General features: G+C 71.7%; 27 protein-coding genes and 1 tRNA gene. 5 read left to right on the top strand and 23 right to left on the bottom strand.

Going from position 1 to position 24774, the window contains the following annotated elements:
- Positions 1–28: 28 nt before the first annotated feature.
- The 9 genes from ACFQE5_RS20485 to ACFQE5_RS20445 all read right to left on the bottom strand — a co-directional run bounded on the left by ACFQE5_RS20485 (position 29) and on the right by ACFQE5_RS20445 (position 6973).
- Entirely contained in the window at positions 29–859 is an 831-nt protein-coding gene (locus ACFQE5_RS20485; protein WP_379587337.1) for a F0F1 ATP synthase subunit delta, read from the bottom strand.
- Positions 859–1425: a F0F1 ATP synthase subunit B gene (locus ACFQE5_RS20480; protein ID WP_379587336.1), complete on the bottom strand. Its 567-nt coding sequence runs from the start codon at positions 1423–1425 to the stop codon at positions 859–861. Before ACFQE5_RS20480 ends, ACFQE5_RS20485 begins: the two co-directional genes overlap by 1 nt.
- A 40-nt stretch (positions 1426–1465) precedes the next feature.
- Entirely contained in the window at positions 1466–1681 is a 216-nt protein-coding gene (atpE, locus tag ACFQE5_RS20475) for an ATP synthase F0 subunit C (protein ID WP_379587335.1), read from the bottom strand.
- A gap of 69 nt (positions 1682–1750) precedes the next feature.
- Entirely contained in the window at positions 1751–2530 is a 780-nt protein-coding gene (gene atpB, locus ACFQE5_RS20470) for a F0F1 ATP synthase subunit A (RefSeq protein ID WP_379587334.1), read from the bottom strand.
- A gap of 58 nt (positions 2531–2588) precedes the next feature.
- Entirely contained in the window at positions 2589–2810 is a 222-nt protein-coding gene (locus tag ACFQE5_RS20465) for an AtpZ/AtpI family protein (RefSeq protein ID WP_379587333.1), read from the bottom strand.
- A gap of 224 nt (positions 2811–3034) precedes the next feature.
- Complete coding sequence (locus ACFQE5_RS20460; protein ID WP_379587332.1) at positions 3035–3487, bottom strand: hypothetical protein; 453 nt, start codon at positions 3485–3487, stop codon at positions 3035–3037.
- A gap of 7 nt (positions 3488–3494) precedes the next feature.
- A complete protein-coding gene (locus ACFQE5_RS20455) occupies positions 3495–4655 on the bottom strand; it encodes a glycosyltransferase family 4 protein (protein ID WP_379588054.1) in 1161 nt (386 codons plus the stop codon).
- 28 nt (positions 4656–4683) lie between these two features.
- Positions 4684–6000, bottom strand: coding sequence for a serine hydroxymethyltransferase (locus tag ACFQE5_RS20450; RefSeq protein WP_379587331.1), 1317 nt, complete (start codon positions 5998–6000; stop codon positions 4684–4686).
- A gap of 31 nt (positions 6001–6031) precedes the next feature.
- Positions 6032–6973 (bottom strand): NAD-dependent epimerase/dehydratase family protein, encoded by a 942-nt coding sequence (locus ACFQE5_RS20445; RefSeq protein ID WP_379587329.1) that lies wholly within the window; start codon positions 6971–6973, stop codon positions 6032–6034.
- A gap of 113 nt (positions 6974–7086) precedes the next feature.
- Between ACFQE5_RS20445 and ACFQE5_RS20440 the strand changes: the two genes are divergently transcribed.
- Positions 7087–7761, top strand: a complete 675-nt coding sequence (locus ACFQE5_RS20440; RefSeq protein WP_379587328.1) for a TetR/AcrR family transcriptional regulator — start codon at positions 7087–7089, stop codon at positions 7759–7761.
- A gap of 16 nt (positions 7762–7777) precedes the next feature.
- Here the strand turns inward: ACFQE5_RS20440 and ACFQE5_RS20435 are convergent, their stop codons facing one another.
- From ACFQE5_RS20435 to argS, 10 genes are all read right to left on the bottom strand, one after another.
- Positions 7778–8425 (bottom strand): L-threonylcarbamoyladenylate synthase, encoded by a 648-nt coding sequence (locus ACFQE5_RS20435; RefSeq protein WP_379587327.1) that lies wholly within the window; start codon positions 8423–8425, stop codon positions 7778–7780.
- A gap of 27 nt (positions 8426–8452) precedes the next feature.
- Positions 8453–9328 (bottom strand): peptide chain release factor N(5)-glutamine methyltransferase, encoded by an 876-nt coding sequence (prmC, locus tag ACFQE5_RS20430; protein WP_379587325.1) that lies wholly within the window; start codon positions 9326–9328, stop codon positions 8453–8455.
- Positions 9325–10416 (bottom strand): peptide chain release factor 1, encoded by a 1092-nt coding sequence (gene prfA, locus ACFQE5_RS20425; RefSeq protein WP_379587324.1) that lies wholly within the window; start codon positions 10414–10416, stop codon positions 9325–9327. Before prfA ends, prmC begins: the two co-directional genes overlap by 4 nt.
- 75 nt (positions 10417–10491) lie before the next feature.
- Positions 10492–10716, bottom strand: coding sequence for a 50S ribosomal protein L31 (rpmE, locus tag ACFQE5_RS20420; RefSeq protein WP_379587322.1), 225 nt, complete (start codon positions 10714–10716; stop codon positions 10492–10494).
- A gap of 147 nt (positions 10717–10863) precedes the next feature.
- Entirely contained in the window at positions 10864–13011 is a 2148-nt protein-coding gene (gene rho, locus ACFQE5_RS20415) for a transcription termination factor Rho (protein WP_449301283.1), read from the bottom strand.
- A gap of 315 nt (positions 13012–13326) precedes the next feature.
- Positions 13327–14238 carry a homoserine kinase gene (gene thrB / locus ACFQE5_RS20410; protein ID WP_379587319.1) on the bottom strand — a complete coding sequence of 304 codons (912 nt, stop codon included), beginning with the start codon at positions 14236–14238 and terminating at the stop codon, positions 13327–13329.
- Positions 14238–15338 carry a threonine synthase gene (gene thrC, locus ACFQE5_RS20405; protein ID WP_379587318.1) on the bottom strand — a complete coding sequence of 367 codons (1101 nt, stop codon included), beginning with the start codon at positions 15336–15338 and terminating at the stop codon, positions 14238–14240. The genes thrB and thrC overlap by 1 nt, the downstream gene beginning before the upstream one ends.
- Positions 15335–16696 carry a homoserine dehydrogenase gene (locus tag ACFQE5_RS20400; protein ID WP_379587316.1) on the bottom strand — a complete coding sequence of 454 codons (1362 nt, stop codon included), beginning with the start codon at positions 16694–16696 and terminating at the stop codon, positions 15335–15337. Before ACFQE5_RS20400 ends, thrC begins: the two co-directional genes overlap by 4 nt.
- A 79-nt stretch (positions 16697–16775) precedes the next feature.
- Positions 16776–18221: a diaminopimelate decarboxylase gene (gene lysA, locus ACFQE5_RS20395; RefSeq protein ID WP_379588053.1), complete on the bottom strand. Its 1446-nt coding sequence runs from the start codon at positions 18219–18221 to the stop codon at positions 16776–16778.
- Entirely contained in the window at positions 18221–19870 is a 1650-nt protein-coding gene (gene argS, locus ACFQE5_RS20390) for an arginine--tRNA ligase (protein ID WP_379587315.1), read from the bottom strand. Before argS ends, lysA begins: the two co-directional genes overlap by 1 nt.
- 103 nt (positions 19871–19973) lie before the next feature.
- Here argS and ACFQE5_RS20385 point away from each other — a divergent pair, with 103 nt between their 5' ends.
- The 4 genes from ACFQE5_RS20385 to ACFQE5_RS20370 all read left to right on the top strand — a co-directional run bounded on the left by ACFQE5_RS20385 (position 19974) and on the right by ACFQE5_RS20370 (position 22714).
- Positions 19974–20774, top strand: a complete 801-nt coding sequence (locus ACFQE5_RS20385; RefSeq protein ID WP_379587313.1) for a DUF3105 domain-containing protein — start codon at positions 19974–19976, stop codon at positions 20772–20774.
- Positions 20774–21517, top strand: coding sequence for a DUF305 domain-containing protein (locus ACFQE5_RS20380; protein WP_379587312.1), 744 nt, complete (start codon positions 20774–20776; stop codon positions 21515–21517). The genes ACFQE5_RS20385 and ACFQE5_RS20380 overlap by 1 nt, the downstream gene beginning before the upstream one ends.
- Before the next feature lie 17 nt (positions 21518–21534).
- Positions 21535–21609, top strand: a tRNA-Arg gene (locus ACFQE5_RS20375).
- Between the two features lie 334 nt (positions 21610–21943).
- Complete coding sequence (locus ACFQE5_RS20370; RefSeq protein ID WP_379587310.1) at positions 21944–22714, top strand: class I SAM-dependent methyltransferase; 771 nt, start codon at positions 21944–21946, stop codon at positions 22712–22714.
- Positions 22715–22819: 105 nt separating this feature from the next.
- Here ACFQE5_RS20370 and ACFQE5_RS20365 read toward each other — a convergent pair whose 3' ends face one another.
- From ACFQE5_RS20365 to ACFQE5_RS20350, 4 genes are all read right to left on the bottom strand, one after another.
- Positions 22820–23230 (bottom strand): VOC family protein, encoded by a 411-nt coding sequence (locus ACFQE5_RS20365; protein WP_379587253.1) that lies wholly within the window; start codon positions 23228–23230, stop codon positions 22820–22822.
- A 5-nt stretch (positions 23231–23235) separates the two neighbouring features.
- A complete protein-coding gene (locus tag ACFQE5_RS20360; protein WP_379587308.1) occupies positions 23236–23685 on the bottom strand; it encodes a helix-turn-helix transcriptional regulator in 450 nt (149 codons plus the stop codon).
- Entirely contained in the window at positions 23682–23924 is a 243-nt protein-coding gene (locus ACFQE5_RS20355; protein ID WP_379588051.1) for a hypothetical protein, read from the bottom strand. Before ACFQE5_RS20355 ends, ACFQE5_RS20360 begins: the two co-directional genes overlap by 4 nt.
- Positions 23925–23999: 75 nt before the next feature.
- Positions 24000–24725 (bottom strand): FkbM family methyltransferase, encoded by a 726-nt coding sequence (locus tag ACFQE5_RS20350; protein WP_379587306.1) that lies wholly within the window; start codon positions 24723–24725, stop codon positions 24000–24002.
- Between the last annotated feature and the right edge of the window lie 49 nt (positions 24726–24774).

Raw genomic sequence — 24774 nt, 5'->3', positions numbered from 1 at the left:
TCAGTTACGTCTCGTCGCGGAGCCCAGGTCAGCTCGGCAGCGTACGGCGGGCCGCGGCCAGTCGTCCGGCCACACTTCCGTCGATGACCTCGCCGCCCACGGTGACCACAAGACCACCCAGCAGGCCCTCGTCGAGCTCGATCTGCAGCGAGATCGGCCGCCCGTAGAGCCGGGTGAGCGAGGCGGTCAGGCGCTGCTCCTGGTCCGGCGCCAGCCGGGCCGACGCGCGCACCCGGGCGATCGAACGCTCCCGGCGGGCCGCCGCGAGCTCGGCGAGCTCCTCGGCCGCGAGGTCGAGGTGCCTGCCGCGCGGTGTCAGTACCGTCTGGCGCAGCAGGGCCGCGGTGACCACGGAGGCTTTCCCGGCGAGCAGGCGCTCGAGCAGCGCCGCCCGGCCCTGGGCGGGCGCCCCCTCGTCGGCCAGCAGCGCAGTCAGCTCGGGCTCCCGGTTGAGGATGCGGCCGAAGCGGAACAGCTCATCCTCGACATCGTCGAGGCCGCCGACCTTCTCCGCGACCGCGAGGACGGCCTGGCGGGCCAGCAGTTCGAGCGCCTCCACCAGGTCGATCGACCGGGACCAGCGGACCGCCGCGGCGGCCGTGACCAGATCGAGCGCCTGCGGACAGATCCGCTCGCCCAGCAGGTCGCGCACCAGGCCGGTGCGGGCCCACTCCGGCGCCCCGGGGTCGGAGAGGTTGCGGCGCAACGACCGCTGGGCGACCAGCAGCCGGGTCACGGCGAACAGGTCCTCACCGAGTCGGTCGAGGTCCGCCGCGCCCGCGTGGTCGGTGTAGGCGTCCAGCCGAGCCCGAAGACCGGCCAGCGACTCCCGGCTGGTCGCCTGGAGCACGAGGGCCATCAGCCTGCCCCGCCCGCCGCCGGGGTCGTCTCCCGGCGCTCGGCGAGCTCATCGAGCTCGGCAAGGAAGGCATCGATGGTCTCGGCCCGGCGGGTCTCGGCGGACAGCTCGCGACCGACCAGGCGCTCGGCGAGCTGGACGGCGATGCCGCCGATCTCGGCGCGGAGCTGGCGGGCGACCTGCTCACGAGCCGCGGCGATCTGCTCGGCGCCGCGCTGACGGATGCGCTCGGCCTCCTCCTCCGCCTGGGCCCGTAGCTCGGCCTTGATCAGCTGGCCCTCGGCGCGGGCGTCGTCGCGGATCCGAGCCGCCTCGGCTCGCAGACCGGCCAGCTGGTCCTCGTACTGCTGGCGCAGCGCGTAGGCCTCTTCCTGAGCCTCCTCGGCCCGCTTGATGCCACCCTCGATCTTGTCGACGCGCTCGGCATAGACCTTTTCGAACTGCGGGAAGACGGTGCGCTTGAGCACCCAGAGCAGCAGCAGGAACGCGATCAGCCCGACAACGATCTCGATGGGATGCGGCGCGAGCGGGCTCGGTGTCTCCGCGGCCAGAAGTGTGGTCGTCATATGTGTGTGCTCCTCCGCCTCGGACCGGCGTCCGGCGTGATCAACCCCCCAGCGCGAACGCGAGCACCAGGCCCAGAATGGCCAGCGCCTCGGACAGCGCGAAGCCGATGAACGCGATGCCCTGCAACTGGCCGCGGGCCTCCGGCTGACGGGCCACGCCATTGATGAAGGCGGCGAACACGATGCCCACACCGATACCGGGGCCGATGGCCGACAGGCCGTAGCCGATGACGTTGAGGTTGCCGCTGATGTTCACGGTGTTGCTTTTCCTTTCGATCCGGTCCGCGGCGCCCGCGGCTCCGAGAGGTCTGAAGTGGTCGGGCTACTAATGGTGGTCAACGAGCGACGCACCGATGTACGACGCCGTGAGCATGACGAAGATGTAGGCCTGCACCACCTGGACGAAGGCCTCGAAGAAGGTGAAGACGATGCCCATCCCGAAGGCGAAGGGGGCCATCACCTTCAGGGTGATCGAGTCGGCGACGAACAGCATGTACTCGCCACCGAGGATGAACAACAGCAGCAGCAGGTGCCCGGCAAACATGTTGCCGAAGAGCCGCAGCGAAAGCGTCACCGGACGCAGCAGGATGTTCGAGATGAACTCGATCGGCGTGAGGATGATCCGCACCCACCACGGAACGTCCGGCGGCCACGTCGAGAGCCGCATGTACCCGACGAATCCGTGATGCTTGATCCCGACGAAGTTGTAGATCAGCCACACCAGGCCGGCGAGCGCATAGGGAACGCCGGGGTGGGAGAACGTCGGGAACTGAAGCAGCGGAACGATCCCGAACAGGTTGTTCACCAGGAGGAACGCGAACAGCGTGGTCAGGAAGGGGACGTACCTGAGGTACTCCGGCCCGATCATGTCCCGGGCGATCGAGTTGCGGACGATCCCGTGGAAGGACTCGCCGAGAAACTGTGCCTTGCCCGGCACCAGAGCCGGCTTGCGCACCGTGAAGCGGAACGCCACGAAAATGATGATCGCGGCGAGCACAAGCAGCAGGACCGGCTTCGTGACCTGGCCAAAAACGGGCGGCAGGTTGAAGTCCGCGACACCCGGGGGCTCGAACCCCGGTGCGGGGGCGGTGGCCGTCGTGGTCACCTAGTGCTCCTTCCGGTTCCGCCGACCGGCGGAAACCGGACCGACAGAATCGCGATGATCAAGACTTGACGTACCTGAGGTAGATCAGGTACAGCGAGGCAACCCCGCCGGCCAGTAGCCCGACCACGGTGAAGACCCGCATGTCCAGCAGCTTGTCCAGCCCCCAGCCGATTCCCCCGAAAAGCAGAAATCCGGACAGGAGATGGGACAGAGCAGTCCAAGCCTCACCGGGCGGAGGTGGCGGCTGCCCCCCACCGCCACGCGGCTGGTCCGGCTCCATCAGGGGGGACGATAGCAGGCACGTTAATCGGCACTTACCTGGGAGGACCTCGAACGACGTCCGCGTGGGCCAGAACCGGGGTCGTTCGAGGCACTGCGACCGGCCAACGTCCCTCTATCGCGTGTAGAAGGCCGGAAATCGAGTGAGCCAGATCGCAGAGAGATCGTCATCACGGTATTTTTCCGACGACCACCGTCACCATCCGGCACCGCCCCTGGCAACGGTCACAGATCGACTGCGGGGACCTTAGCGCGAACGAATCCGATCACTTCACCGGCAATCCAGGCGGCCGTCACCGCCAGTAGGGTGAACGCGAACGTCCGGCTGTCGAACAACGTCGTCCCGCGAAAGATCAGCAGGAATACCAGCAGCAGGACGAACTTCCCGGCGAACGCCGTCAGCGCGCCGATCATCACCCCCGCCGGGGTGGCCGCGGCCGTGCGGCGCATGACCACGATGCCGACCGCGCCGATGGCCAGCCCGATCACCGCCCCGATGACGGATCCGACCGCGCCGCCCGATCCGCGCAGCACCGCCGCCACCACGATCGCCACCACGCTGACCACGCCCCCGAGCAGCACGGCGTAGCGCTGCATGAAACCGGCCAGTCGCAGCACGGTCTTGACGTGCGGCGCCCGGTCGGGCGGGGTCTGCACAGGACCTCCGTCAGTGCTCATCTCGGCCTCATTTCTGGGGCATCCTCGCCCTCGGGATGGCGGACGCGAGCACGGCCACGACGAGCCCCGCCCCGACCGCCCACAACACGACGAACGGATCGTCGATCAGCGCCAGCGCCACCGCACCGAAGGCCAGCACGCCCGCCCACAGATAGATCAGCAACACCGCACGCCGGTGACTGTGCCCGATCTCGAGCAGTCGATGGTGCAGATGCATCTTGTCGGGCGAGAACGGACTCGTCCCCGCCCTGGTTCTCCGGACGACGGCCATCAGCAGGTCCAGCAGCGGCACGAACGCGACTGCCGCCAGCACGATCAACGGCGCGAACAGCGCCAGGATATCCGTTGCGTCGGTGGTGACGCTGATCGGAATCCGGCCCGACGCGCCCGTCGTGGCCGCCGCGAGCAGCAACCCGATCAGCATCGAGCCGGAGTCGCCCATGAAGATCCGCGCAGGGTTGAAGTTGTGCGGCAGAAAGCCGAGGCAGGCACCGGCCAGCACGGCCGCGAGCAGGGCGGGCGAGTACGCCCACGGGTCGTTCCCGTTCTGGCGCACCAGGCCGATCGCGAACAGCCCGGTGGCCGTAGCGGCGATCAGCCCGATCCCGGCGGCGAGCCCGTCGAGACCGTCGACGAAGTTCATCGCGTTGACCAGGGCCACGGTGAGCACGACGGTCAGCAGCACGCCCTGGAGCTGGCCGAGGGTGAGCAGCGAGCCGGAGATCCCGGTGCCGCCGCCGCCCCACGGCACCCAGATGACCGCCCACTGCACCCCGAACAACACGAGCACCCCGGCCGCCGTGACCTGCCCGGCCAGCTTGGTGAGGGCGTCGAGCTCGAAGCGGTCGTCGAGCGCACCGACTGTCACCACCAGCAGGGCGGCCAGCACCACGCCGAGCACGTCGTCGGAGTAGGCGAACGCCAGCCGCAGGGCGGGTAGCTGCAGCGCGAGCCCGATCCCCGCGAGCACCCCGCCGAGCATGGCCAGCCCACCCCAGCGCGGGGTGGGCATCACGTGCACGTCGCGCCCTCGCGGCCAGGCGACCGCGCCCAGCTTGACCGCGAGCACCCGGACGAGGCCGGTCAGCAGGAACGTCACCACCGCGGCCGTCAACCCGGTGAGCAGGTACTCCCGGATCGGTAGCCCCAGCCCGACGGACGCCTGGATCGGCACCGCGGCGGCACTCCCCGGCCGGTCAGCCGCGCGGGTAGGCCGGTGCGCGGGCGACGAGCGCGGACACCGCCGCGGCGACCTCGCGCAGCTCGGCGTCCCCGGCCGGCGTGCCCAGCTCGGCCTTGACGGCCCGGGAGAGCAGGGACCCGATCTCGGCCATGTCCGACTCGACCATGCCCTGGGTGGTGACGCTCGGCGAGCCGATGCGGATTCCGGAGGGCTTCATCGGCGGGGCCGGGTCGTAGGGGATCGAGTTCTTGTTCAGGGTGATCCGCGCGGCATCGCACCGGGCCTCGGCCTCGCTGCCGGTGACGCCGATCGGGCGCAGGTCGATCAGCGCGAGGTGGGTGTCGGTGCCGCCGGACACCGCGCGCATACCCTCGGCCTCCAGGCTCTTGGCCAGCGCCTGCGCATTGGCGATGACCTGGTTGGCGTACGCCTGGTACTCCGGCTGCGCCGCCTCCCGCAACGCGACGGCCTTGGCCGCGACGGCATGCATGAGCGGCCCACCCTGGGAGAACGGGAAGACCGCCTTGTCGATGGCCTTGGCGTGCTCCGCTCGGCACAGCACCATGCCGCCGCGCGGACCACGCAGCACCTTGTGGGTGGTCGCGGTGACCACGTCGGCATACGGCACGGGCGACGGGATGGCCTTGCCGGCGACCAGGCCGATGAAATGCGCCGCGTCGACCATGAGCTTCGCGCCGACCTCGTCGGCGATCTCGCGGAACGCCGCGAAGTCGATCAGCCGCGGGTACGCGGTCGCGCCGGTGATAATGATCTTCGGACGGTGCCGCCGAGCCAGGTCGCGGACCTGGTCGTAGTCGATGAGCTCGGAGTCCTCGCGGACCGTGTAGGACACCGGGTTGAACCACTGACCGGAGAAGTTGACCTTGCTGCCGTGGGTGAGATGCCCGCCCTGCTTGAGGTCCATCGCCAGTACGGTGTCGCCGGGCTTGGCGAACGCCGCGTACGCGGCGAGGTTGGCCGACGCGCCCGAGTGGGGCTGGAGGTTCGCGTGCTCGGCGCCGAAGAGCTCCTTGGCGCGCGCGATGCCGATGTCCTCGGCCCGGTCGACCACCTGGCAACCGCCGTAGTAGCGCCGGGCCGGGTAACCCTCGGCGTACTTGTTCGACAGCGTGGAGCCGAGTGCGGCGAGCACCGCGGGGCTGGTCAGGTTCTCGCTGGCGATGAGCTGCAGACCGGTGCGAAGGCGGTCGAGCTCATCGAGCACCACTCCGGCGATCTCGGGATCCTGCCGCTGGAGTGCGGCGAAATCCGGACCCCAGAAGGTTTGCTCACTGCGACGTTCGATGGTTCGCTCGCTCCGCTCGCTCACGGCGTTCACGGTACCCCGCTGGTCAGGACGTTCAGGCCGCGGCCCGCTGTCGGCGCTGCCAGAACTCGACGTGCGCGGCGAGCCCCTCCTCGAAGGGCGTCGGGGCCAGACCGAATGCCTCCTGGGCTGCGGCCGAGTCGAGCACGAACGGCCGGGTGAACTGGTGACGGACCTCCTCGAATTCCCGGATGAACGGCACCGCGAGCCCCATCGCGCGCAGCGCCCAGTGCGGCAGGACGAGGATCTCCCCGGCCGGCACCCCGGCCAGGCGCGCGGCCTGTGCCGCGATCGTGCGCAGCGGCACCGGCCGGTCGGTCGGGACGTGCCAGGCCCGGCCCCAGGCCCGCTCGTCGGCCGCGAGGGCGACCAGGGTGCGCGCGACGTCCGGGACGTAGGTCCATGAATGCGGCGCGTCGAGATCGCCCTGGATGATCCACGGACGCTTGCCGGCGAGCAGGCGCGGCATGAAGTACTCCCCCAGATGGCTGGTGCCGACGGGGCCGGGGCCGAAGAAGTCCGAGGCGCGGGCCTCGGTGACGCGCGCGCGGCCCGCCTCGTGCGCGGCCAGCATGTCCGCCCACATCCGGTTGCGGATGCGCCCCTTGAGCCCGGTCGCCGCGAGCGGGGTGTCCTCGGTCATCGGCGCGTCCACCGGGCCGTAGCCGTAGAGGTTGTTCAGGGTGACGAGCACCGCACCGGTGCGCTCCGCGGCGCCGAGCAGGGCGGCCGCGACCGGCGGCCAGTCGGTGGCCCAGCGGTGGTAGGGCGGGTTGGCGCAGTTGTAGAGCGTCTGCGCGCCGCGGGTGAGCGCGGTGAGGCGCTCGGCATCGGCCGCGTCGGTCGCGACCTTCTCGACGCCCTCGGGGCCGGACCCGCTGCGGGTGATCACCCGGACGTCGCACCCCTGGTCGCGCAGCAGACGGGCGGTGGCGGTGCCGACCGCACCGGCGCCGACGATGACGTGAAGCGACATGAGCAGTCATCCAATCCGTGATCAATGCTCTCGGTTCGCCTCACTGTCCACCAGAGCGCTCGCCGAGTCAAGAGCACTGCTCTCTATTCGCCCTGCTGCTCTAGACTGGCCGCATGACCGCAACCGGGGTGCGGGCCCGCGTCCGGGCCGAACTGACCCGCGAGATCGCCGAGGCGGCCCGCCGCCAGCTCGCCACCGAGGGCTCGGCCGCGCTGTCGCTGCGCGCGGTGGCCCGGGAGCTGGGAATGGCCTCCTCGGCCGTCTACCGCTACTTCCCGAGCCGCGACGAGCTGCTCACCAGGCTGGTCCTCGATGCCTACGACGCGCTGGGCACCGCGGTCGAGCAGGCCGAGGCCGCGGTGCCGCGGGCGGATCTGCGGGCCCGGTTCCGGGCGGCCTGCCGGGCCGTGCGGACCTGGGCGTTGGCGCATCCGCACGAGTACGCACTGGTCTACGGCTCGCCGGTGCCCGGCTACACCGCCCCGCAGACCACGATCGGACCGGCGTCGCGGGTCGGCGAGGTGCTGTGCCGGATCCTGGCCGACGGCCTCGCCGGCGACGTCCTCGAGCCGGGCGGACCACAGCGGACACTGGAACCGGGGATCGCCGAGCGGATGGGCCTGCCCGAGGGCGCCACCCTGAACACCCACGCGATCATGGTGTGGACCTCGCTGTTCGGGCTGGTGAGCTTCGAGCTGTTCGGGCACACCCGCGGCGTCGTCGCACGGCACGAGGCGTTCTTCGACTCCGCCGTCGAGCAGTGGGCCGACCTGGTCGGCGTCCCCTGAGCGGGCCGATCCCGCGCTATCCGGCGACGATCTCGCGACCGAGGACCTCGGAGATCTCCGCCGACGACACCGCCCCCGCACGCAGGATCCGCGGCTCGTCCGCGGTGAGATCGACGATCGTCGACGCCACGGACGCACCCGAGGGGCCGCCGTCGAGGTACACCGCGACCTGGTCGCCGAACTGGGTGGTCGCCTCGGCCGCGTCGGCGGCGGGCGGGGCGCCGGACTTGTTCGCGCTCGACACCGCCATCGGCCCGACGTCGCGCAGCAGCTCAAGAGCCACCGGATGCAGCGGCATCCGCAGCATCACCGTCCCCTTGGTCAGGCCGAGGTCCCAGTTCAGCGACGGCGCGTGCGGCAGGACCAGCGACAGCCCACCGGGCCAGAACGCCTCGATCAACGTCCGTGCCGCGGCGGGGACGCCGAGGACGAGCCCGTCGATCGTCGACCACGACCCGACGAGCACCGGAACCGGCATGTCCGGACCGCGGTTCTTCGCGGCGAGCAGCGAACGCACCGCGGCGGCCGAGAACGCATCGCAGCCCAACCCGTAGACCGTGTCGGTCGGCAGCACGACGAGCTGACCGGCGCGTACGGCGCGGGCGGCCGCCGCGAGACCGTCGGCCCGGGCGTCCGGATCGGCACAGTCGAAGGTGGAACTCACGGCCCCGAGCCTACGACCAGAGCGGACCTATCCCTGTGGCGGGCGCCGCCGCGCGGTGGCGAACCGCGGGCGACCGGCGAGGTCGGTGTGCTCCTCGACGTCGGTGAGCACCCTGCGCCTGCCGAGCAGCTCCGGGACGGCCGTGCCATGGCTGTCGTCGTGCTCGATCCCGAGCCAGCCGCCGTACCGCAGCAACCCGGCAGCCGTCCCGATGACCGCGCGGATGATCTCCAGACCGTCGGGGCCGCCGAACACCGCACCCGGCGGATCCCAGTCGGCGACCTCCGGGGGCAGGGGGGTGCCGTCGGGCACGTACGGGGGGTTGCAGACCACCAGGTCGACCCGTGCCTCGAGCTCGACGAGCAGATCGGGCCAGCGGACGTCGGCCGCATACAGCGTGACCGGTGTCCCGCCCGCCTCGACGTGCGCGGAGATGTTGACCTGCGCCCAGCTCAGCGCTCGCGGATCGGCCTCCACGGCGTGCACCTGCGCCTTCGGGTGGCTCGCCGCGATGGCCAGCGCCAGCGCCCCGGAACCGGTGCACAGGTCCACGACCAGCGGCTGCTCGATCTCGGCGATCCGGGCCAGCCCCCATTCCAGCAGCAGCTCGGTCTCCGGGCGTGGGGTGAACACGCCGGGCCCGACCGCCACCGTCACCGGACCGAGCACCGCGCTGCCCAGCAGATGCTGCAGCGGTTCACGGGCGGCCCGGCGCGTCACCAGCCTGCGGTAGTCCTCGACGACGTCCCGGTCGACCAGCGGCACCATCATCAGCCGACCCCGATCCACGCCGAGGACGTGCGCGGCGAGCAGCTCGGCGTCGACCCGCGGGCTCTCGACCCCGGCCTGGGTCAGCATCCGCTCGGCCTCGAGCACGGCCAGCCGCAGCGGCTGGCGGGTCATCGGCCCGGCCCGCCCGCCACCGCCTCCGCGCGGTCCGCGGCGGCCAGCGCGGCGAGCACATCGTCGAGATCACCGTCCAGGACGGCCGAGAGGTTGTGCGCCTTGTACCCGACGCGGTGGTCGGAGATCCGGTTCTCCGGGAAGTTGTAGGTGCGGATCCGCTCGGACCGGTCGACGGTGCGGACCTGCGAGCGGCGCTGGTCCGACGCCTTGGCCGCGGCCTCCTCCTCCGCCAGAGCCTGCAGCCGTGCCCGCAGCACCTCCATCGCCCGAGCCCGGTTCTGCAGCTGGGAACGTTCGTTCTGGCAGCTCACGACGATGCCGGTGGGCAGATGGGTGATCCGGACCGCGGAGTCGGTGGTGTTGACGCTCTGTCCGCCGTGCCCTGAGGAGCGGAACACGTCGATCCGCAGGTCGTTCTCGTCGATCGGGTCGGCGGCCTCGTCCGAACCGGTGTCCGGATAGACCAGCACGCCGGCCGCCGAGGTGTGAATGCGGCCCTGCGACTCCGTGACCGGGACCCGCTGCACCCGGTGCACCCCGCCCTCGTACTTCAGCGCCGACCACACACCGTCCGCGGTCGGGGTGCGGGAGCGGACCAGCAAGGTGACGTTCTTGTAGCCGCCCAGATCGGATTCGACGGCGTCGAGCACCTCCGTCGTCCAGCCACGGCGCTCGGCGTACCGCAGGTACATCCGCACCAGGTCCCCGGCGAACAGGGCCGACTCCTCGCCGCCCTCCCCCGATTTGACCTCCATGACGATGTCATCGCCGTCGTGCGGGTCGCGCGGGACGAGCAGCTCCGCCAGCTTCCGCTCGAGCACCTCGATCCGGGCGGCCAGCTCATCGGCCTCGGCGGCGAAGGCAGGGTCCTCATCGGAGAGCTCCCGCGCGGCGGCGTGGTCCGCGCGGGCGGCTGCCAACTCCCGGGCGGCGGCGACGACGGGGCCGATCTGCGCGTAGCGGCGGCCCAGCTTGCGGGACCTCGCCGGGTCGGCGTGAACGGCCGGGTCGGAGAGCGCGCGCTCCAACTCCGTGTGCTCGGCCAGCAGCGCGTCGAGCGACTGCGGGGCGGTCGACGCGGTCACGGGCTTCTCCATTCCGACGACGGGTCCAGACACGACGACGGCGCCCACCGAATGCAGTGGGCGCCGTCGGTGACGCTACTTGCCGGCGCGCGCGCCGCGCTTGCCGTAGCGCGCCTCGAACCGCGCCACGCGGCCGCCGGAGTCCAGGATCTTCTGCTTGCCGGTGTAGAAGGGGTGACAGGCGGAGCAGACCTCGACGGTGATCGCGCCGCTGGTCCGGGTGCTGCGCGTCGTGAACTGGTTGCCGCAACCACAGGTGACCTGGGTCTCGACGTATTCGGGGTGGATACCGGCCTTCATCTGCGTTCCTCTCCAGACGGTCGCCGGGTCCCTCGGGCGGCTCGGGGAGCACGGCACCAAGAGTGAACCGGAACCAGGGTTGACGGTGTATTGAACCATCGAGGATGGCCCGGTGTTCCCGGCGGCCCCGGGCCGCCGGGAACGGTGTCAGTCGTTGTCCGCGCCCGGGGTCGACTTCGCCACCTGCATCAGGAACTCGATGTTGGTCCGCGTCTTGCGCAGCTGGGTGAGCAGCAGGTCGATCGCCTGCTGGTCGTCCAGGGCCGCGAGCAGCCTGCGCAGCTTGACGGTCACCGCGAGCTCGTCCGGCGAGAGCAGCAGTTCCTCCTTGCGGGTGCCGGAGGCGTCGACGTCGATCGCCGGGAACACCCGCTTGTCGGCGATCTTGCGGTCGAGCTTGAGCTCGGCGTTGCCGGTGCCCTTGAACTCCTCGAAGATGACGGTGTCCATGGTGGACCCGGTCTCGACCAGCGCCGTGGCGAAGATCGTCAACGAGCCGCCGTCCTCGATGTTGCGCGCGGCGCCGAGGAACCGCTTCGGCGGGTAGAGCGCCGTGGAGTCGACACCACCGGAGAGAATGCGGCCCGACGCGGGAGCGGCCAGGTTGTAGGCCCGCCCGAGGCGCGTGATCGAGTCGAGCAGCACGACGACGTCGTGGCCCATCTCGACCAGTCGCTTCGCCCGCTCGATGGCCAGCTCCGCGACGGTCGTGTGGTCCGACGGCGGCCGGTCGAACGTCGAGGCGATCACCTCACCCTTCACCGACCGCTGCATGTCGGTGACCTCCTCCGGCCGCTCGTCCACCAGGACGACCATGAGGTGGCATTCCGGGTTGTTCGTCGTGATCGCGTTGGCGATCGACTGCAGCACCATCGTCTTACCGGCCTTGGGCGGCGAGACGATCAGCGCGCGCTGCCCCTTACCCACGGGCATGACCAGGTCGATGACCCGGGTGGTCAGCTTGCTCGGCTCGGTCTCCAGGCGCAGCCGCTCGTTCGGGTACAGCGGGGTGAGCTTGGTGAACTCCGGCCGCTGCCGCGCGGTCTCCGGATCGCGCCCGTTGACCGTGTCGACCCGCACGAGGGGGTTGAACTTCTGCCGCTGCTGCTCGCCCTCACGGGGCTGACGGACCGCGCCGGTGATCGCGTCGCCGCGCCGCAGCCCGTACTTGCGGACCATCGACAAGGACACGTACACGTCGTTCGGGCCCGAAAGGTATCCGGTCGTGCGGACGAACGCGTAGTTGTCCAGGATGTCCACGATGCCCGCCACCGGCAGCAACACGTCGTCATCGCGCACCTCGGTGTCGACGTTGTTGGCCCCGCCGCTGCGGTCGCGGCCGCGTCGGCGGTCCCGGAACCGGCGGCCGCGCCGGCCACGGGTGTCACCGTCGTCGTCACCGTCGTCCTCGCCGCGACTGTTGCGGTCGTTGCGGTCGTTGCGGCCCCGGCCCGCGTCGCGGTTGCCGTTCTCCCGCTCGGCGCGCTGGTCGGAGTGGGAGTCGCGGCCGTCGTTGTCACCGCGTCGGCGGCCGTTCTGCCGTGCGGCGGGCTCGGCGCCGTTCGCGTCGGCCGAGTCCGGGCGCGCCGACTGGCCTGCCCCGGATTCCCCGGTCTCCGCAACGCTCTGCTCGACGCTCTCGGCGCCGCGCCGACGGGTCTGCCGGACCCGGCGTCCGCCGTTCTGGAGGTGCGTCGCGGACTCCTCGGCCTCGGTCACCGGCGGCTCGGTCACCGGCGGCTCGGTCACCGGCGGCTCGGCCGCGGGACCGGGCACGGTGGCCTCAGCTACCGGTTGGACAATGGCAGGTCGCGGCTCCGGGGCCCCGGCGGGACGACTGGCCGCGCGGCGGCGCCGGGTCGGTGTCGCGGCGACCTCCGCGGTGGCCTGCCCGGCTTCGGACCCCTGAGCGGACGCCGCGGGCTCCTCCTTGGCCGGGTCCGGCGCCGTGGTGTCGGGGCTCGCGGCCGGCCGCCCGTCGACGGTTCCGGGCAGCATCGGCTGCTCCGAGGTCGAGCGCCGCGAGCGCGACCGCGTGGCCGTGCCCCCGCCACCCTGATGTTCCCTGATGGCGGCGATCAGGTCGCTCCGCCGCATTCCTGCGGTACCAGGGATGTTCAGCTCACCAGCAAGCTGACGCAGTTCCGCCAGAACCATTCCGGACAGACCGCCGCGCCGTTTGGCAGGGGTCCCGTTCGTCGGGTCCGAAGGTGTCTCAGCAGACGCAGCGGCAGTCTCGGTGCTGACGAGATCAGTCTCGCTCACGAAGATCCTTCCTGACCGACCCGGGCCCATCTACCCAGGTCAGCGGATTCACAAACCGCCCGGACGGTGCGCCGGACGAGAGTCGGCAACGGGCCGCGTGGTCGGCGACCGTCCCGACAACAGAGACGACGACCATTGCGACGGTCGCGGGGAAGAGGCCGCTCGGACCGGAACCAGGTCCCGTTCGTCCACTCCTGGGACGGGGGTGCAGATTCTGGCTCGAGGGGCCACGCGGATGACGCGCGGATCGCCGTGCGCTGCCGAGGGTAGACGGTCGCACCTCGTCGCGGCAACAACCCCCACCCAGATCGTCGAACGGCGTGTCGCGACTCGCTCACCGTCAGCTCAACCGATCTCGACCCGCGCCCCCGTCGCGTCCACTCGCAACGGACGCACCCCGAAACCACTCACGTCCACGTCCTCGGGCAGGGTCTCGTCGCTGGTCAGCGCCAACACCGTCGGTCCCGCCCCGGAGATCGTCGCCGGCACGCCGTGCGCCCGCAACGCATCCACGAGCTCCGCCGAGCGCGGATAGGCCGGGCGCCGGTAGCTCTGATGCAGCCGGTCCTCCGTCGCGGCCAGCAACAGTTCCGGCCGCTGGGTGAACGCGAGGACCGCCAGGGCGGTGCGACTGCCGGTGAAGGCCGCATCGACCAGTGGGACCTGCTCCGGGAGCAGACCGCGTGTCGCCTTGGTCGACGACTCGGTCTCGGCGACGAACGCCACCGGGCGAATTCCCGGGTGCGTGTCGAGTCGAACAGCGTGGAACCGGACCGGGATATTCCCGTCGTCGCAGCGGGACTCCCAGGCGATGACGAACCCGCCGAGCAGGCTCGCCGCGGCGTTGTCGGCGTGCCCCTCCATACCGGCCGTGATCTGCAGCAACGCGTCGCGTTCGAGCTCTGGGTCGCGCCCGGCCAGCACCGCGGCGGCCACCGCACCCGCGACGGCGGCGGCGGCCGAGCTGCCCAGCCCGCGCGAATGCGGGATGGCGTTGTGGCAGCGGAGCCGGAGCCCGGCCGGCGCGTCACCGAGGACCTTCCAGGTCCGACGCATCGTCGAGACCACAAGGTGTGATTCATCACAGGGGACCCGGCCCGCACCCTCGCCCCTGACCTCGACGCGCAGGCCGCTCGGCGCGGCGCACACCTCGATCTCGTCATAGAGCGACAGCGCCAGCCCGAGCGAGTCGAACCCGGCCCCCAGGTTGGCCGACGAGGCGGGAACCCGGACGCGGACCTCGGTCGGCCTACCCATCAGGACAGCTCGAGCGCGGCCGCGACGGCACCGGGGTCGATCGGCACGACCGTGGGCTCCGCGGCGGCGCCGAGGCCGGCGGTGCCGGACAGGGCGGTGTCGGGGTCCTTGAGCCCGTGCCCCGTCACGGTGCACACGACGAGCGAACCGCGCGGCAGCGTCCCGTCGGCGCTCGACTGCAGCAGCCCGGCCACACTCGCGGCGGACGCGGGCTCGACGAACACCGCCTCCCTGGTCGAGAGCAGCCGGTAGGCGGCCAGGATCCGCTCGTCGGTGACGGCGGCGAACAGTCCGCCCGACTCGTCGCGCGCCGCGACCGCGGTCGCCCACGACGCCGGAACACCGATCCGGATCGCCGTCGCGATCGTCTCCGGGTTGCGCACCGGTTCCCCGGCCACCAATGGCGCCGCACCCGCAGCCTGAAAACCGAACATCCGTGGCAACCCCGCGATCAGACGGTCGTCAGCATAGCCCCGGTATCCGCGCCAGTAGGCAGTGATGTTGCCCGCGTTGCCCACCGGCAGGCAGTGCACATCGGGGGCCCGGCCGAGCTCGTCGCAGATCTCGTACGCGGCGCTGGCCTGTCCCGCGATCCGGGTCGGGTTCACCGAGTTGACCAGCTCGATGACCGGGTAGTCGGCCGCGGTCTTGCGGGCGAGCTCGAGACAGTCGTCGAAGTTGCCCTCGATCTGCAGGATCCGCGCCCCGTGCGCGACCGCCTGGGCGAGCTTGCCCAGCGCGATCTTGCCCTGGGGCACGAGAACGGCGCAGGCCAGCCCGGCGCGGGCGGCGTAGGCGGCGGCCGAGGCCGAGGTGTTGCCGGTCGAGGCGCACAGCACACCCTGCTTTCCTCTGGCCAGTGCCGCGGTGATCGCCATGGTCATCCCACGGTCCTTGAACGAGCCCGTGGGATTGGCCCCGTCGACCTTGAGGTAGACCTCGCAGCCGGTCAGCTCGGACAGGTGCGGCGCGGGCAACAGCGGTGTCCCGCCCTCGCCGAGGGTGACGACCCGCCAGCCGGGCTCGACCGGCATGCGGTCGCGGTAGGCCTCGACCACTCCGGGCCAGCGGGCCGCGGTGAGCGGGGTCGGCGTGCTCATCCCGTCACCCCGAGCGCGCTCACCGTGCGACCGAGGTCCTCGACGCGCAGCACGCTCTCCACGCCGTAGACCACGTCGAGGTCGCTGAGCGCGGCCACCGTGGAGGCCAGCGCCGCATCGGGTGCCGCGTGCGTGACGACGACGAGACGCGCCCCGCCGTTGCCCTCGACCGCACCGCCCCCGGTCTGACGTACCGCGGCGATGCTGACCCGGTGCCGGGCGAACTCCCCGGCGATCGCGGCAAGCACGCCGGCGCGATCGGCGACCTCGAGGCTGACGTGGTAGCGCGTCGGCACCGTGCCGATCTCCCGGATCGGCAGGCTTGCGTAGCTCGAGTCCCGGGGCCCACGCCCGCCGATGACCCGGTTGCGCGCCACCGCGACCAGGTCGCCGAGCACCGCGCTGGCCGTCGGGGCGCCGCCTGCGCCCTGCCCGTAGAACATGAGCTGCCCGGCGGCCTCGGCCTCGACGAACACGGCGTTGAACGCGCCGTCGACCGCGGCCAGCGGATGGCTGGCCGGGATCAGCGCCGGGTAGACGCGCGCGGACACCGACTCGGGCTCGCCGTCCTCGGCGGCGGGGATCCGCTCGCAGATCGCCAGCAGCTTGATCGTGCAGCCCAGCACGTCGGCGGCGGCGATGTCGGCGGCGGTGACCGCCCGGATGCCCTCGCAGTGCACGTCGGCGGCGGTGACCCGGGTGTGGAAGGCCAGTGAGGCCAGGATCGCCGCCTTGGATGCGGCGTCGTAGCCGTCGACGTCGGCGCTCGGGTCGGCCTCGGCGTACCCGAGTCTCGTCGCCTGCTCCAGGGCCTCGGCATAGCTCGCGCCCGAGGCCGTCATCCCGGACAGGATGAAGTTCGTCGTGCCGTTGACGATCCCCGCGACCCGGGTGATCCGGTCCCCCGCCAGCGACTCGCGCAGCGGGCGCAGCAACGGGATCGCCCCGGCGACCGATGCCTCGTAGTACAGGTCGGCGCCGGAGGCGTCGGCGGCCTCGGCCAGCGCGGCGCCCTCCTCGGCCAGCAGCGCCTTGTTCGCCGTGATGGCCGACTTGCCCGCCTTGAGCGCCTCCAGCAGCAGGGTGCGGGCGGGTTCGATCCCGCCGATCACCTCGACCACCACGTCGACGTCGTCACGCGTGACCAGCGCGTGCGCATCGGTGGTGACCAGCTCCGGTGGCAGCTCCGGATGCCGGTGCGGACGGCGCACCGCGACGCCGGCCAGCTCGACCGGGGCTCCGACACGTGCCGCGAGATCATCGGCCTGCTCCGCCAGCAGCCGGACAACCTCGCTGCCGACCGTGCCGCAGCCGAGAAGCGCCACCCGGACGGGTGCGCCCTGACCCCTGTCAGTCACTGCATCTCCCTGCTGTCCCTGCCGGTGTGCTCCCGGCCCAGATCATGCTCGTTCACCCGCCGGGGCCCCGCCCCAGGCCTCACCGGGATCCCTCCAGCCGCAGCTGGTCCTCGATCGTCTCCCGGCGTAGCAGCACCCGCGCCCGCCCGTCCCGCACGGCGACCACGGCCGGGCGCGGCAGCCGGTTGTAGGAGCTGGCCATCGAGTAGCAGTAGGCGCCGGTGGCGGCGACGGCGAGCAGGTCACCGGGAGCCAGATCCGCAGGCAGCCAACAGTCCCGTACGACGATATCGCCGGACTCGCAGTGCTTGCCCACCACCCGGGACAGCGCGGCCTGCCCAGCGGCCTCAGAACAGGCCCGGGACACCCGGCGGCAGTCGTACACCGCGTCGTAGAGCGCGGTGCGGATGTTGTCGCTCATCCCGCCGTCGATGCTCACGTACCGGCGCCGGGCCGCGCCGCCCAGCGGCACGTCCTTGATCGTGCCGACCTCGTACAGGGTCACCGTGCCCGGCCCGGCGATGGCCCGGCCCGGTTCGACCGCGATCTGCGGGGTGCGCAACCCCGCGGCGTGGCATTCGCGTTTGACGATCTCCCGCAGCTGCTCGGCCAGCTCGCCGATCGACAGCGGCTCCTCGTCGGCGCGGTAGGCGATGCCGATGCCACCGCCGAGATCGAGGGTCCGCAGGCCGGCGAGCTGCTCGTCGCCGTGCTCGTGGTGCAGCACGGCGAGCAGCCGCACGACGCGGTGCGCGGCCACCTCGAAACCCTCGGTGTCGAAGATCTGGCTGCCGATGTGGCTGTGCAGCCCGACCAGCTCCAGCCCGTCGGACGCGAGCACCCGGCGCACCGCCTCGGCCGCGTCACTGCCCGCGCCGGGTTCCGGGCCGCTCACCGAGAAACCGAACTTCTGGTCCTCGTGCGCGGTCGCGATGAACTCGTGGGTATGCGCCTCGACGCCGACGGTCACCCGCGTCATCACCGGGACGACGACACCGCGGTCGCGGGCGATCGCGTCCAGCCGGTCGATCTCGTGGAACGAGTCGAGCACGATCCGCCCGACCCCGGCCTCGACGGCCTCGACCAGCTCGGCCACCGACTTGTTGTTGCCGTGCACCGTGATCCGCTCCGGCGGGAATCCCGCCCGCAGCGCCACCGCAAGCTCCCCGCCGCTGGCCACGTCCATGCCGAGGCCCTCGTCGGCGACCCAGCGCGCCACCTCCGTGCACAGAAACGCCTTCGCCGCGTAGTGCACGGCCCCGGCGCCGAACGCGGCGGCGAACTCCGCGGCGCGGGAGCGGAAGTCGTCCTCGTCGACGACGAACAGCGGCGTGCCGTAGGTCCGCGCCAGCTCGCGAACGTCGACGCCCGCGAGGCTCACCGCACCGTCGGCGCCGCGTGCAGCGCCCCGCGGCCACACCGAGGGCGCCAGCTCGTCGAGCTCCGCGGCGCTCGACGGGTGCGGACCCGCGGTCTCGTGCGGGGGCAGGATGCCGGCGTGCAGCGGTCCGGCGGGATGGGCGATCACATCCGCTCCGGTGCGGTCACCCCGAGCAGGGCAAGCCCGTTGGCCAGCACCTGCCGCGCGGCCACCGACAGCGCCAGCCGCGCGCGGTGCAGGTCGGTCGTCTCCTCGTCGCCCATCGGCAGCACCCGGCAGGTGTCGTAGAACCGGTGGTAGGCGCTGGCCAGCGACTCCAGGTAGCGCGCGATCCGGTGCGGCTCACGCAGCTCCGCGGCGGCGCGGACGACCTCGCCGAACTCGCCGATGGTGCGGATGAGCTCACCCTCGCGGGGGTGCTCGAGCAGCCCGTAGGCCTCGCCCGGCTCGACGCCCAGGTCCGCGGCGTTCCGGGCCAGCGAGGCCAGCCGGGCGTGCGCGTACTGCACGTAGAAGACCGGGTTGTCGTTGCTGCGCTTGACCAGCAGGTCGAGGTCGATGTCGAGGGTGGAGTCGACCGAGGAGCGGATCAGCGCGTACCGCGCGGCGTCGACACCGACGGCCTCGACCAGGTCGTCCATGCTCACCGCGGTGCCGGCGCGCTTGCTCATCCGCACCGGCTCGCCGTGCCGGAACAGGTTCACCATCTGCCCGATCAGCACCTCGACGGTGTTCGGGTCATCCCCGTAGGCCGCCGCGGCGGCGCGCAGGCGCGCGATGTAGCCGTGGTGGTCGGCGCCGAGCATGTAGATACACAGATCGAAGCCGCGGGCCCGCTTGTCGAGGTAGTAGGCGAGGTCGCCGGCGATATAGGCCGGGGTGCCGTCGCTCTTGATGACGACGCGGTCCTTGTCGTCGCCCTGGTCGGTGGAGCGCAGCCACCACGCCCCGTCCTTCTGGTACAGGTTGCCGGAGTCCTTCAGGCGCTCGACGGCGGCGTCGACCGCCCCGGAGTCGTGCAGCGACTTCTCGTGGAACCACACATCGAAATCGGTGCCGAACGCGTGCAGCGCGCGCTTGATCTCGTCGAACATGAGGTGGACGCCGACCCGGCGGAACGTCTCGTCCCGCTCGGCGACGGGCAGGTCCAGGGCGCCGGGCTCGGCCGCGACGACCCGCGCCGCGATCTCGGCGATATAGGCGCCGCCATAGCCGTTCTCCGGGGTCGGCTTCCCGCTCGCCGCGGCCACCAGGGACTCCACGAACCGGTCGATCTGCCCGCCGGCGTCGTTGAAGTAGTACTCGCGGGTGACCTTCGCGCCGCGCGCGGCCAGCACCCGGCCCAACGCGTCGCCCACCGCCGCCCAGCGGGTGTGCCCCAGATGCAACGGGCCGGTCGGGTTCGCGGAGACGAACTCGAGGTTGACCGCACGGCCGGCGAAGTCGTCGCCGGTGCCGTACGTCGCACCCGCGGCAAGCACCGCACCGACCAGAGCGCCCTGCGCGTCGGCGGCCAGCCGCAGGTTGAGGAAGCCGGGCCCGGCCACCTCGGCCGACGCGATCCCGGGCCGGGTGGCGAGGTCCTCGGCCAGCCAGCCGGCGAGTTCGCGCGGGTTCACCCCCGCCTTCTTCGCCGTCCGCATCGCCACATTGGTGGCGTAGTCGCCGTGCTCGGGGTTGCGGGGGCGTTCGACGCCGACGTCGGAGGGCAGCGCCGAGACGTCCAGGCCGCGGGTGGCGAGTACATCCTGCGCGGCGGCACGGACGAGGTCGGCGAGTGCGTCGGGAGTCACTGGAGAGAGTCTAGGAGGTGCTGCTCAGGCGCCTCTCAGGCGCCGCTCCTACACTGCCCGCCGGCGGCGTCGCGCAGCTCACGGGAAGAGGTCGGTTCGGTAGATGGGCAGTGGTCGGAACAGGAAGTCGGCCCGCAACGCACGAGCGGTGGTCGCGACCCAGCGGTCCATCCCCTGGGCGATGATCGCGGCCGTGCTCGTCGTGGTGCTGTTCGCGGGGGCCGTCTTCGGCTACGCCTACCTGCGCCACCGGGAGAACACCGACCGGGCCGAGGCACTCGCCCCGTTCACCCCGACCGCGCAGAACCGGGACCCGTCCACCGGCATCCCGGGCGTCCAGGTCGTCGACTATCCCGGTCAGCTGCACGTCCTGCCGACCGAGCGAGTGGCCTACACGCACAGCCCGCCGTTCGGCGGCGCCCATGACGGCTTCTGGGCCGCCTGCAACGGTGTCGTGTATCCCACCCCGGTGCGGCAGGAGAACCTGGTGCATTCCCTCGAGCACGGCGCGATCTGGATCGCCTACAACCCCGACCAGGTGACCGGGGCGGACCTCACGGCGCTCACGGACCGGGTCGAGGGCCAGCCCTACACGGTGATGTCCCCCTACCCCGGGCTGGACCAGCCGATCTCGGTGCAGTCCTGGGGGCACCAGCTCAAGCTCGCCGACGCCGGCGACATCCGGATCGACCAGTTCATCACCGCGCTGCGGCGCAACCAGTTCGTCTACCCCGAGGTCGGGGCGAGCTGCCAGGCGCTGGGCCCGGGCCAGTTCGACCAGGACAATCCGCCCGCGTTCCAGCCGACACCGCCGGTGGGCGAGGTCAACGGCACCACGATCAAGAGCGAGACCGAGAGCAGCGGGGCCGCCGTTCCCGACGGCCACGCGCCCGGCGGTTCGTGATGACCGAGGCCGGGTCCACGGTGGAACACCCGCCCGACGGGCCGCCCCTTGACGGAGCCGGCGGGTCCGGCGAGCACGGGGGCGAGCCGCGCTGGACCCGGCCGCTCGTGGCCATCGCCGCCGCGTTCGGGCTGCTGCTGCTCGGCGCGGCGGCCGGGCTGCTGATCACACTGCCGGGATCGGGTTCGCAGTCGGTGCCCGGCCCCGTCGACATCGGGTTCGCGCAGGACATGACCGTGCACCACCAGCAGGCCGTGGAGATGGCCTCCTGGGAACGCGACCACACGACAGACCCGGCGTTGCAACAGCTCGCCTACGACATCGAATCGACCCAGACCGAGCAGATCGGCCGGATGCAGGGCTGGCTCGGTCTCTGGGGCACGAGCGCGTTCCCTGTCGGCGGGCACATGGCGTGGATGGGTGAGGGCTCCGGCCACGACCACGGCGGTGCGGCCGCACCCACCGCCGTCGCCACGATGCCGGGCATGGCCAGCACCGAGGATCTCCGGGCCATGCGCGCCGCCACCGGCAACGAGCTGGACGTGCTCTTCCTGCAGCTCATGCTGCGTCATCACGAGGGCGGTGTGCCGATGCTGCAGTACGCGGCCGAACGCGCGCAGGTGCCCGAGGTGCGCAACCTGGCCGCGCAGATGCTGCGCGCGCAGACCTCCGAGTCGGAGTACCTGACGCACCTGCTGACCGAGCGCGGGGGGCAGCCGCTGCCGTTGCAGGGCGTGCGCTAGGCTTTCCGCGTCGCACGGCCCCCGTAGCTCAGGGGATAGAGCACCGCCCTCCGGAGGCGGGAGCGCAGGTTCGAATCCTGCCGGGGGCACCACATCTGACCTGCGAGAACGCAGGACACGGTGGGCGACCGGACGCGTCGTGGCCAGCTCACCGGCCACCTCCACCAGCGGGGTCTCGACCACGGGGCTATCGCCCGTGCCGGCCGGATCCCGCACGGTCGGTAGGCGCCCGGTTCGGTCCGGCCGTCGGCCAGCAGCCCTGCCGGGGACTTGCCGTCGCGACCCAGGTACATGTGCATCTCGGCGGCCGGGCGTTGCGGGGGTGGCCCCCGCCGAGGACGAGAACGTCCCGTCGCCTCGTACATCCGTTCTCCCTCACCATCGACCTCTTAAGAAAACGATAATCGATTTCTATACGATAGGGAGATGACCGCTCCTGCCCCGGACAACTCCGCAGCCGACACCTTCTACGCGCGGACCGCCGAGTACGTCGCGGTCCTGCTCGAATCCGCCTGGGAATCGCTCGGGCCGACGCTGGCCGCGGCGCTGGACGGGCTCGATCCGGCTGCGGGCCCGGTGGTCGACGTGGGCGCGGGCAGTGGCCTGGGCACCCGGGTGATCGCCCGGGCCCTGCCCGCGACGGAGATCTTCGCGGTGGAACCCGACCGGGCCCTGCGCACCGCCCTGCTCGCAACCATCGCCGCCGATTCCGACCTGCGCGCCCGGGTCACCGTGCTCGACACCGACCTGCTGTCCGCCGACCTGCCCGACCGGGTCGGCGGCCTGGTCGCCATGAACGTCCTAGGGCACTTCCCGCCCACCGAACGCACCAGGCTGTGGGCGCTGCTCGCCGAACGACTCGCCCCGCAGGGCCGCGCCGTGCTCGACCTGTATCCGCCGCATCGACCCGAGGCCGTCCCCGCGACCCCGATGGCCGACATCGTCCTCGGACGGCGGCACTACAGCGGCGTCGCGGCCGCCGAACCGGGCGGCGCCGACGCGATCATCTGGGAGATGAGCTACCGCGTCGAACAGGACGGCCGGCCCGTCGCCTCCCTCAGCGCCCACGAACGCTGGTACGTGCTCAGCCCCGGACAACTCGCCGACGAGCTCGGCGCACACGGTCTGCGCCTGCGCACCCACGGTGCGACCGACACGATGTTCGTCATCGACCGGGGGCCGGCGTCCCGGCGGTGACCGGGCCGGCGATCGGCGAGTTCGACCTGACGGCTCTCCGAATCATGATCATCCAGCCGTGATGTCGAATTCGGTGCATGGCAGCCGAGTCCCGCAGGCGACGGCTCAGTGCACCTCGAAGATGCGGATCAGGTTGCCCGCGGGATCGCGGAAGGCACAGTCACGAACACCCCACGGCTGGTCGGTCGGCTCCTGGACGACCTCGGCGTCGCCGGCCTGCAGCCGCGCGAAGGTGCCGTCGAGGTCCTTGGTGGCCAGGTTGATGCCGGCGTAGGTGCCCTTGGCCATCATCTCGGCGATGGTGCGGCGCTCGTCGTCGGTGACGCCCGGATCGGCGGCGGGCGGATGCAGGACGATGGACGTGCCGGGCTGGCCGGCCGGGCCGACCGTGATCCAGTGCAGCCCGCCGTACTCGACGTCGTTGCGGACCTCGAAGCCGAGGGTGTCGCGGTAGAAGCCCATGGCCGCGTCCGGGTCGTCGTGCGGGAGGAAGGCCTGGTAAATGGTGAGGTCCATGACCGTCACGCTAGGTGCGGTGCGGCGGCTCGCGCTTCTCGATTCCTGATCGGTCTGGTCACCTGCTTGACCACGCACGGCGGCATCCCCGCCGTCGTGCGCGCCGCCTGGCGCCGATAGACGCTGGGCGGTACACCGACCAGCTCGGTGAAACGACTGCTGAAGGTGCCCAGGGACGAGCAACCCACCGCGAAACAGACCTCGGTGACGCTGAGATCCCCACGACGCAGCAGCGCCATCGCCCGCTCGATACGCCGCGTCATCAGGTAGCTGTACGGCGACTCGCCGTAGGCGCGCCGGAACTCGCGGGACAGGTGCCCGGCCGACATGTGTACGCCCCGGGCGAGCGCCTCGACATCCAGCGGCTGTGCGTACTCCCGGTCGATCCGATCGCGGACGCGGCGCAGCCGTGCAAGATCGCGTAGGCGCTGCCCCGCGGCGGGACTGCTGGTCACCTACGAGATCGTGCCACGTCGAGCCGGATGTGCGCCGTGCCGGGGCGGACCGGGTTCAGGGCCTGGCTTTCTCTCCCGACGGCGTGACCGCGAACCACGACCGGCACCCACCTGTGCGTGCACTCGCCGGCGCAGCGGGACGTCGGCGGGTTGTTGGTGTCGGCGTCGCAGCGATCGAGGACCCGACCGTTCCCGTCCAGAACGACGGTGCCCAGCGTCGCCGTCCGGGTCGCCCACAGCTTCGTGCCACCGCCGCCGGGTGGTGCTGCGAGCCCTGGGGCGACGGCCGTTCGGCAGGGGCTTGCGGTCGTCGGCTACCCGCGGGCCAGGCGGGCGTAGACGTCGCCGGAGCGGCCCAGCGGGCGGAACCGCTCCAGCAGCCGCACCAGGCCGGGCGCGTCGAGCCAGCGGTCGCTCGCGAACCGCATGGTCTCGATGGGCGAGTAGTTGTAGCGGTACCCACCCGTCGCTGGATCGCGTCGGCCGAGCCGTTCGACGAGGTCCAGCGCGGCGAGGGCGGCATCGTGCTCCGGCGGCAGGTACTCGAACGACAGCGCGCGCAGGGGCCGGCTGAGCCCGGCCAGCACGTCGGTCTCGAAGCCCTCGACGTCGATCTTGCAAAAGGCCGGCTCGCCGTGGACCGCGATGAGCGCGTCGAGGGTCGTCACCTCCACCTCGACCGACCGGTCCCAGCGCACCCGCGCGAACCGGCGGTCCGCCGCCACCGACTCGATCCACTCCGGGGACATCGACGAGACCGTCGGCGTCGCGGTGGAGATGCCCAGCCTGGCCCGCCCGGGCATCGCCCCGGCGGCCACCGGAACGATGGTGACGTCTCGGTCGTGGCCGAAGAACAGGCGCAGCACGCGCAGACAGTCGGGCTGCGGCTCGACGGCGACCACCCGGACCCCCAGCCGTCGCCAGGCACGCACCCGGCTCCCCACGTGGGCGCCGATGTCGAAGCCGATGTCCCCGGGCCCGAGGAACTCGCGGTAGAACCGCACCATCCGCCGGTGCCTGCCCGGCACACCGTGGTACATGGCCAGGGATCGTCCGATCCCCCATACCCGGCCGCGCATGCCCGACCCT

It is taken from the genome of Pseudonocardia hispaniensis, from assembly GCF_042658695.1.
Classification (GTDB): domain Bacteria; phylum Actinomycetota; class Actinomycetes; order Mycobacteriales; family Pseudonocardiaceae; genus Pseudonocardia; species Pseudonocardia hispaniensis.
The sequence above is the reverse complement of the archived record's forward strand: the minus strand, read 5'-3'. Positions and strand labels throughout refer to the sequence as shown.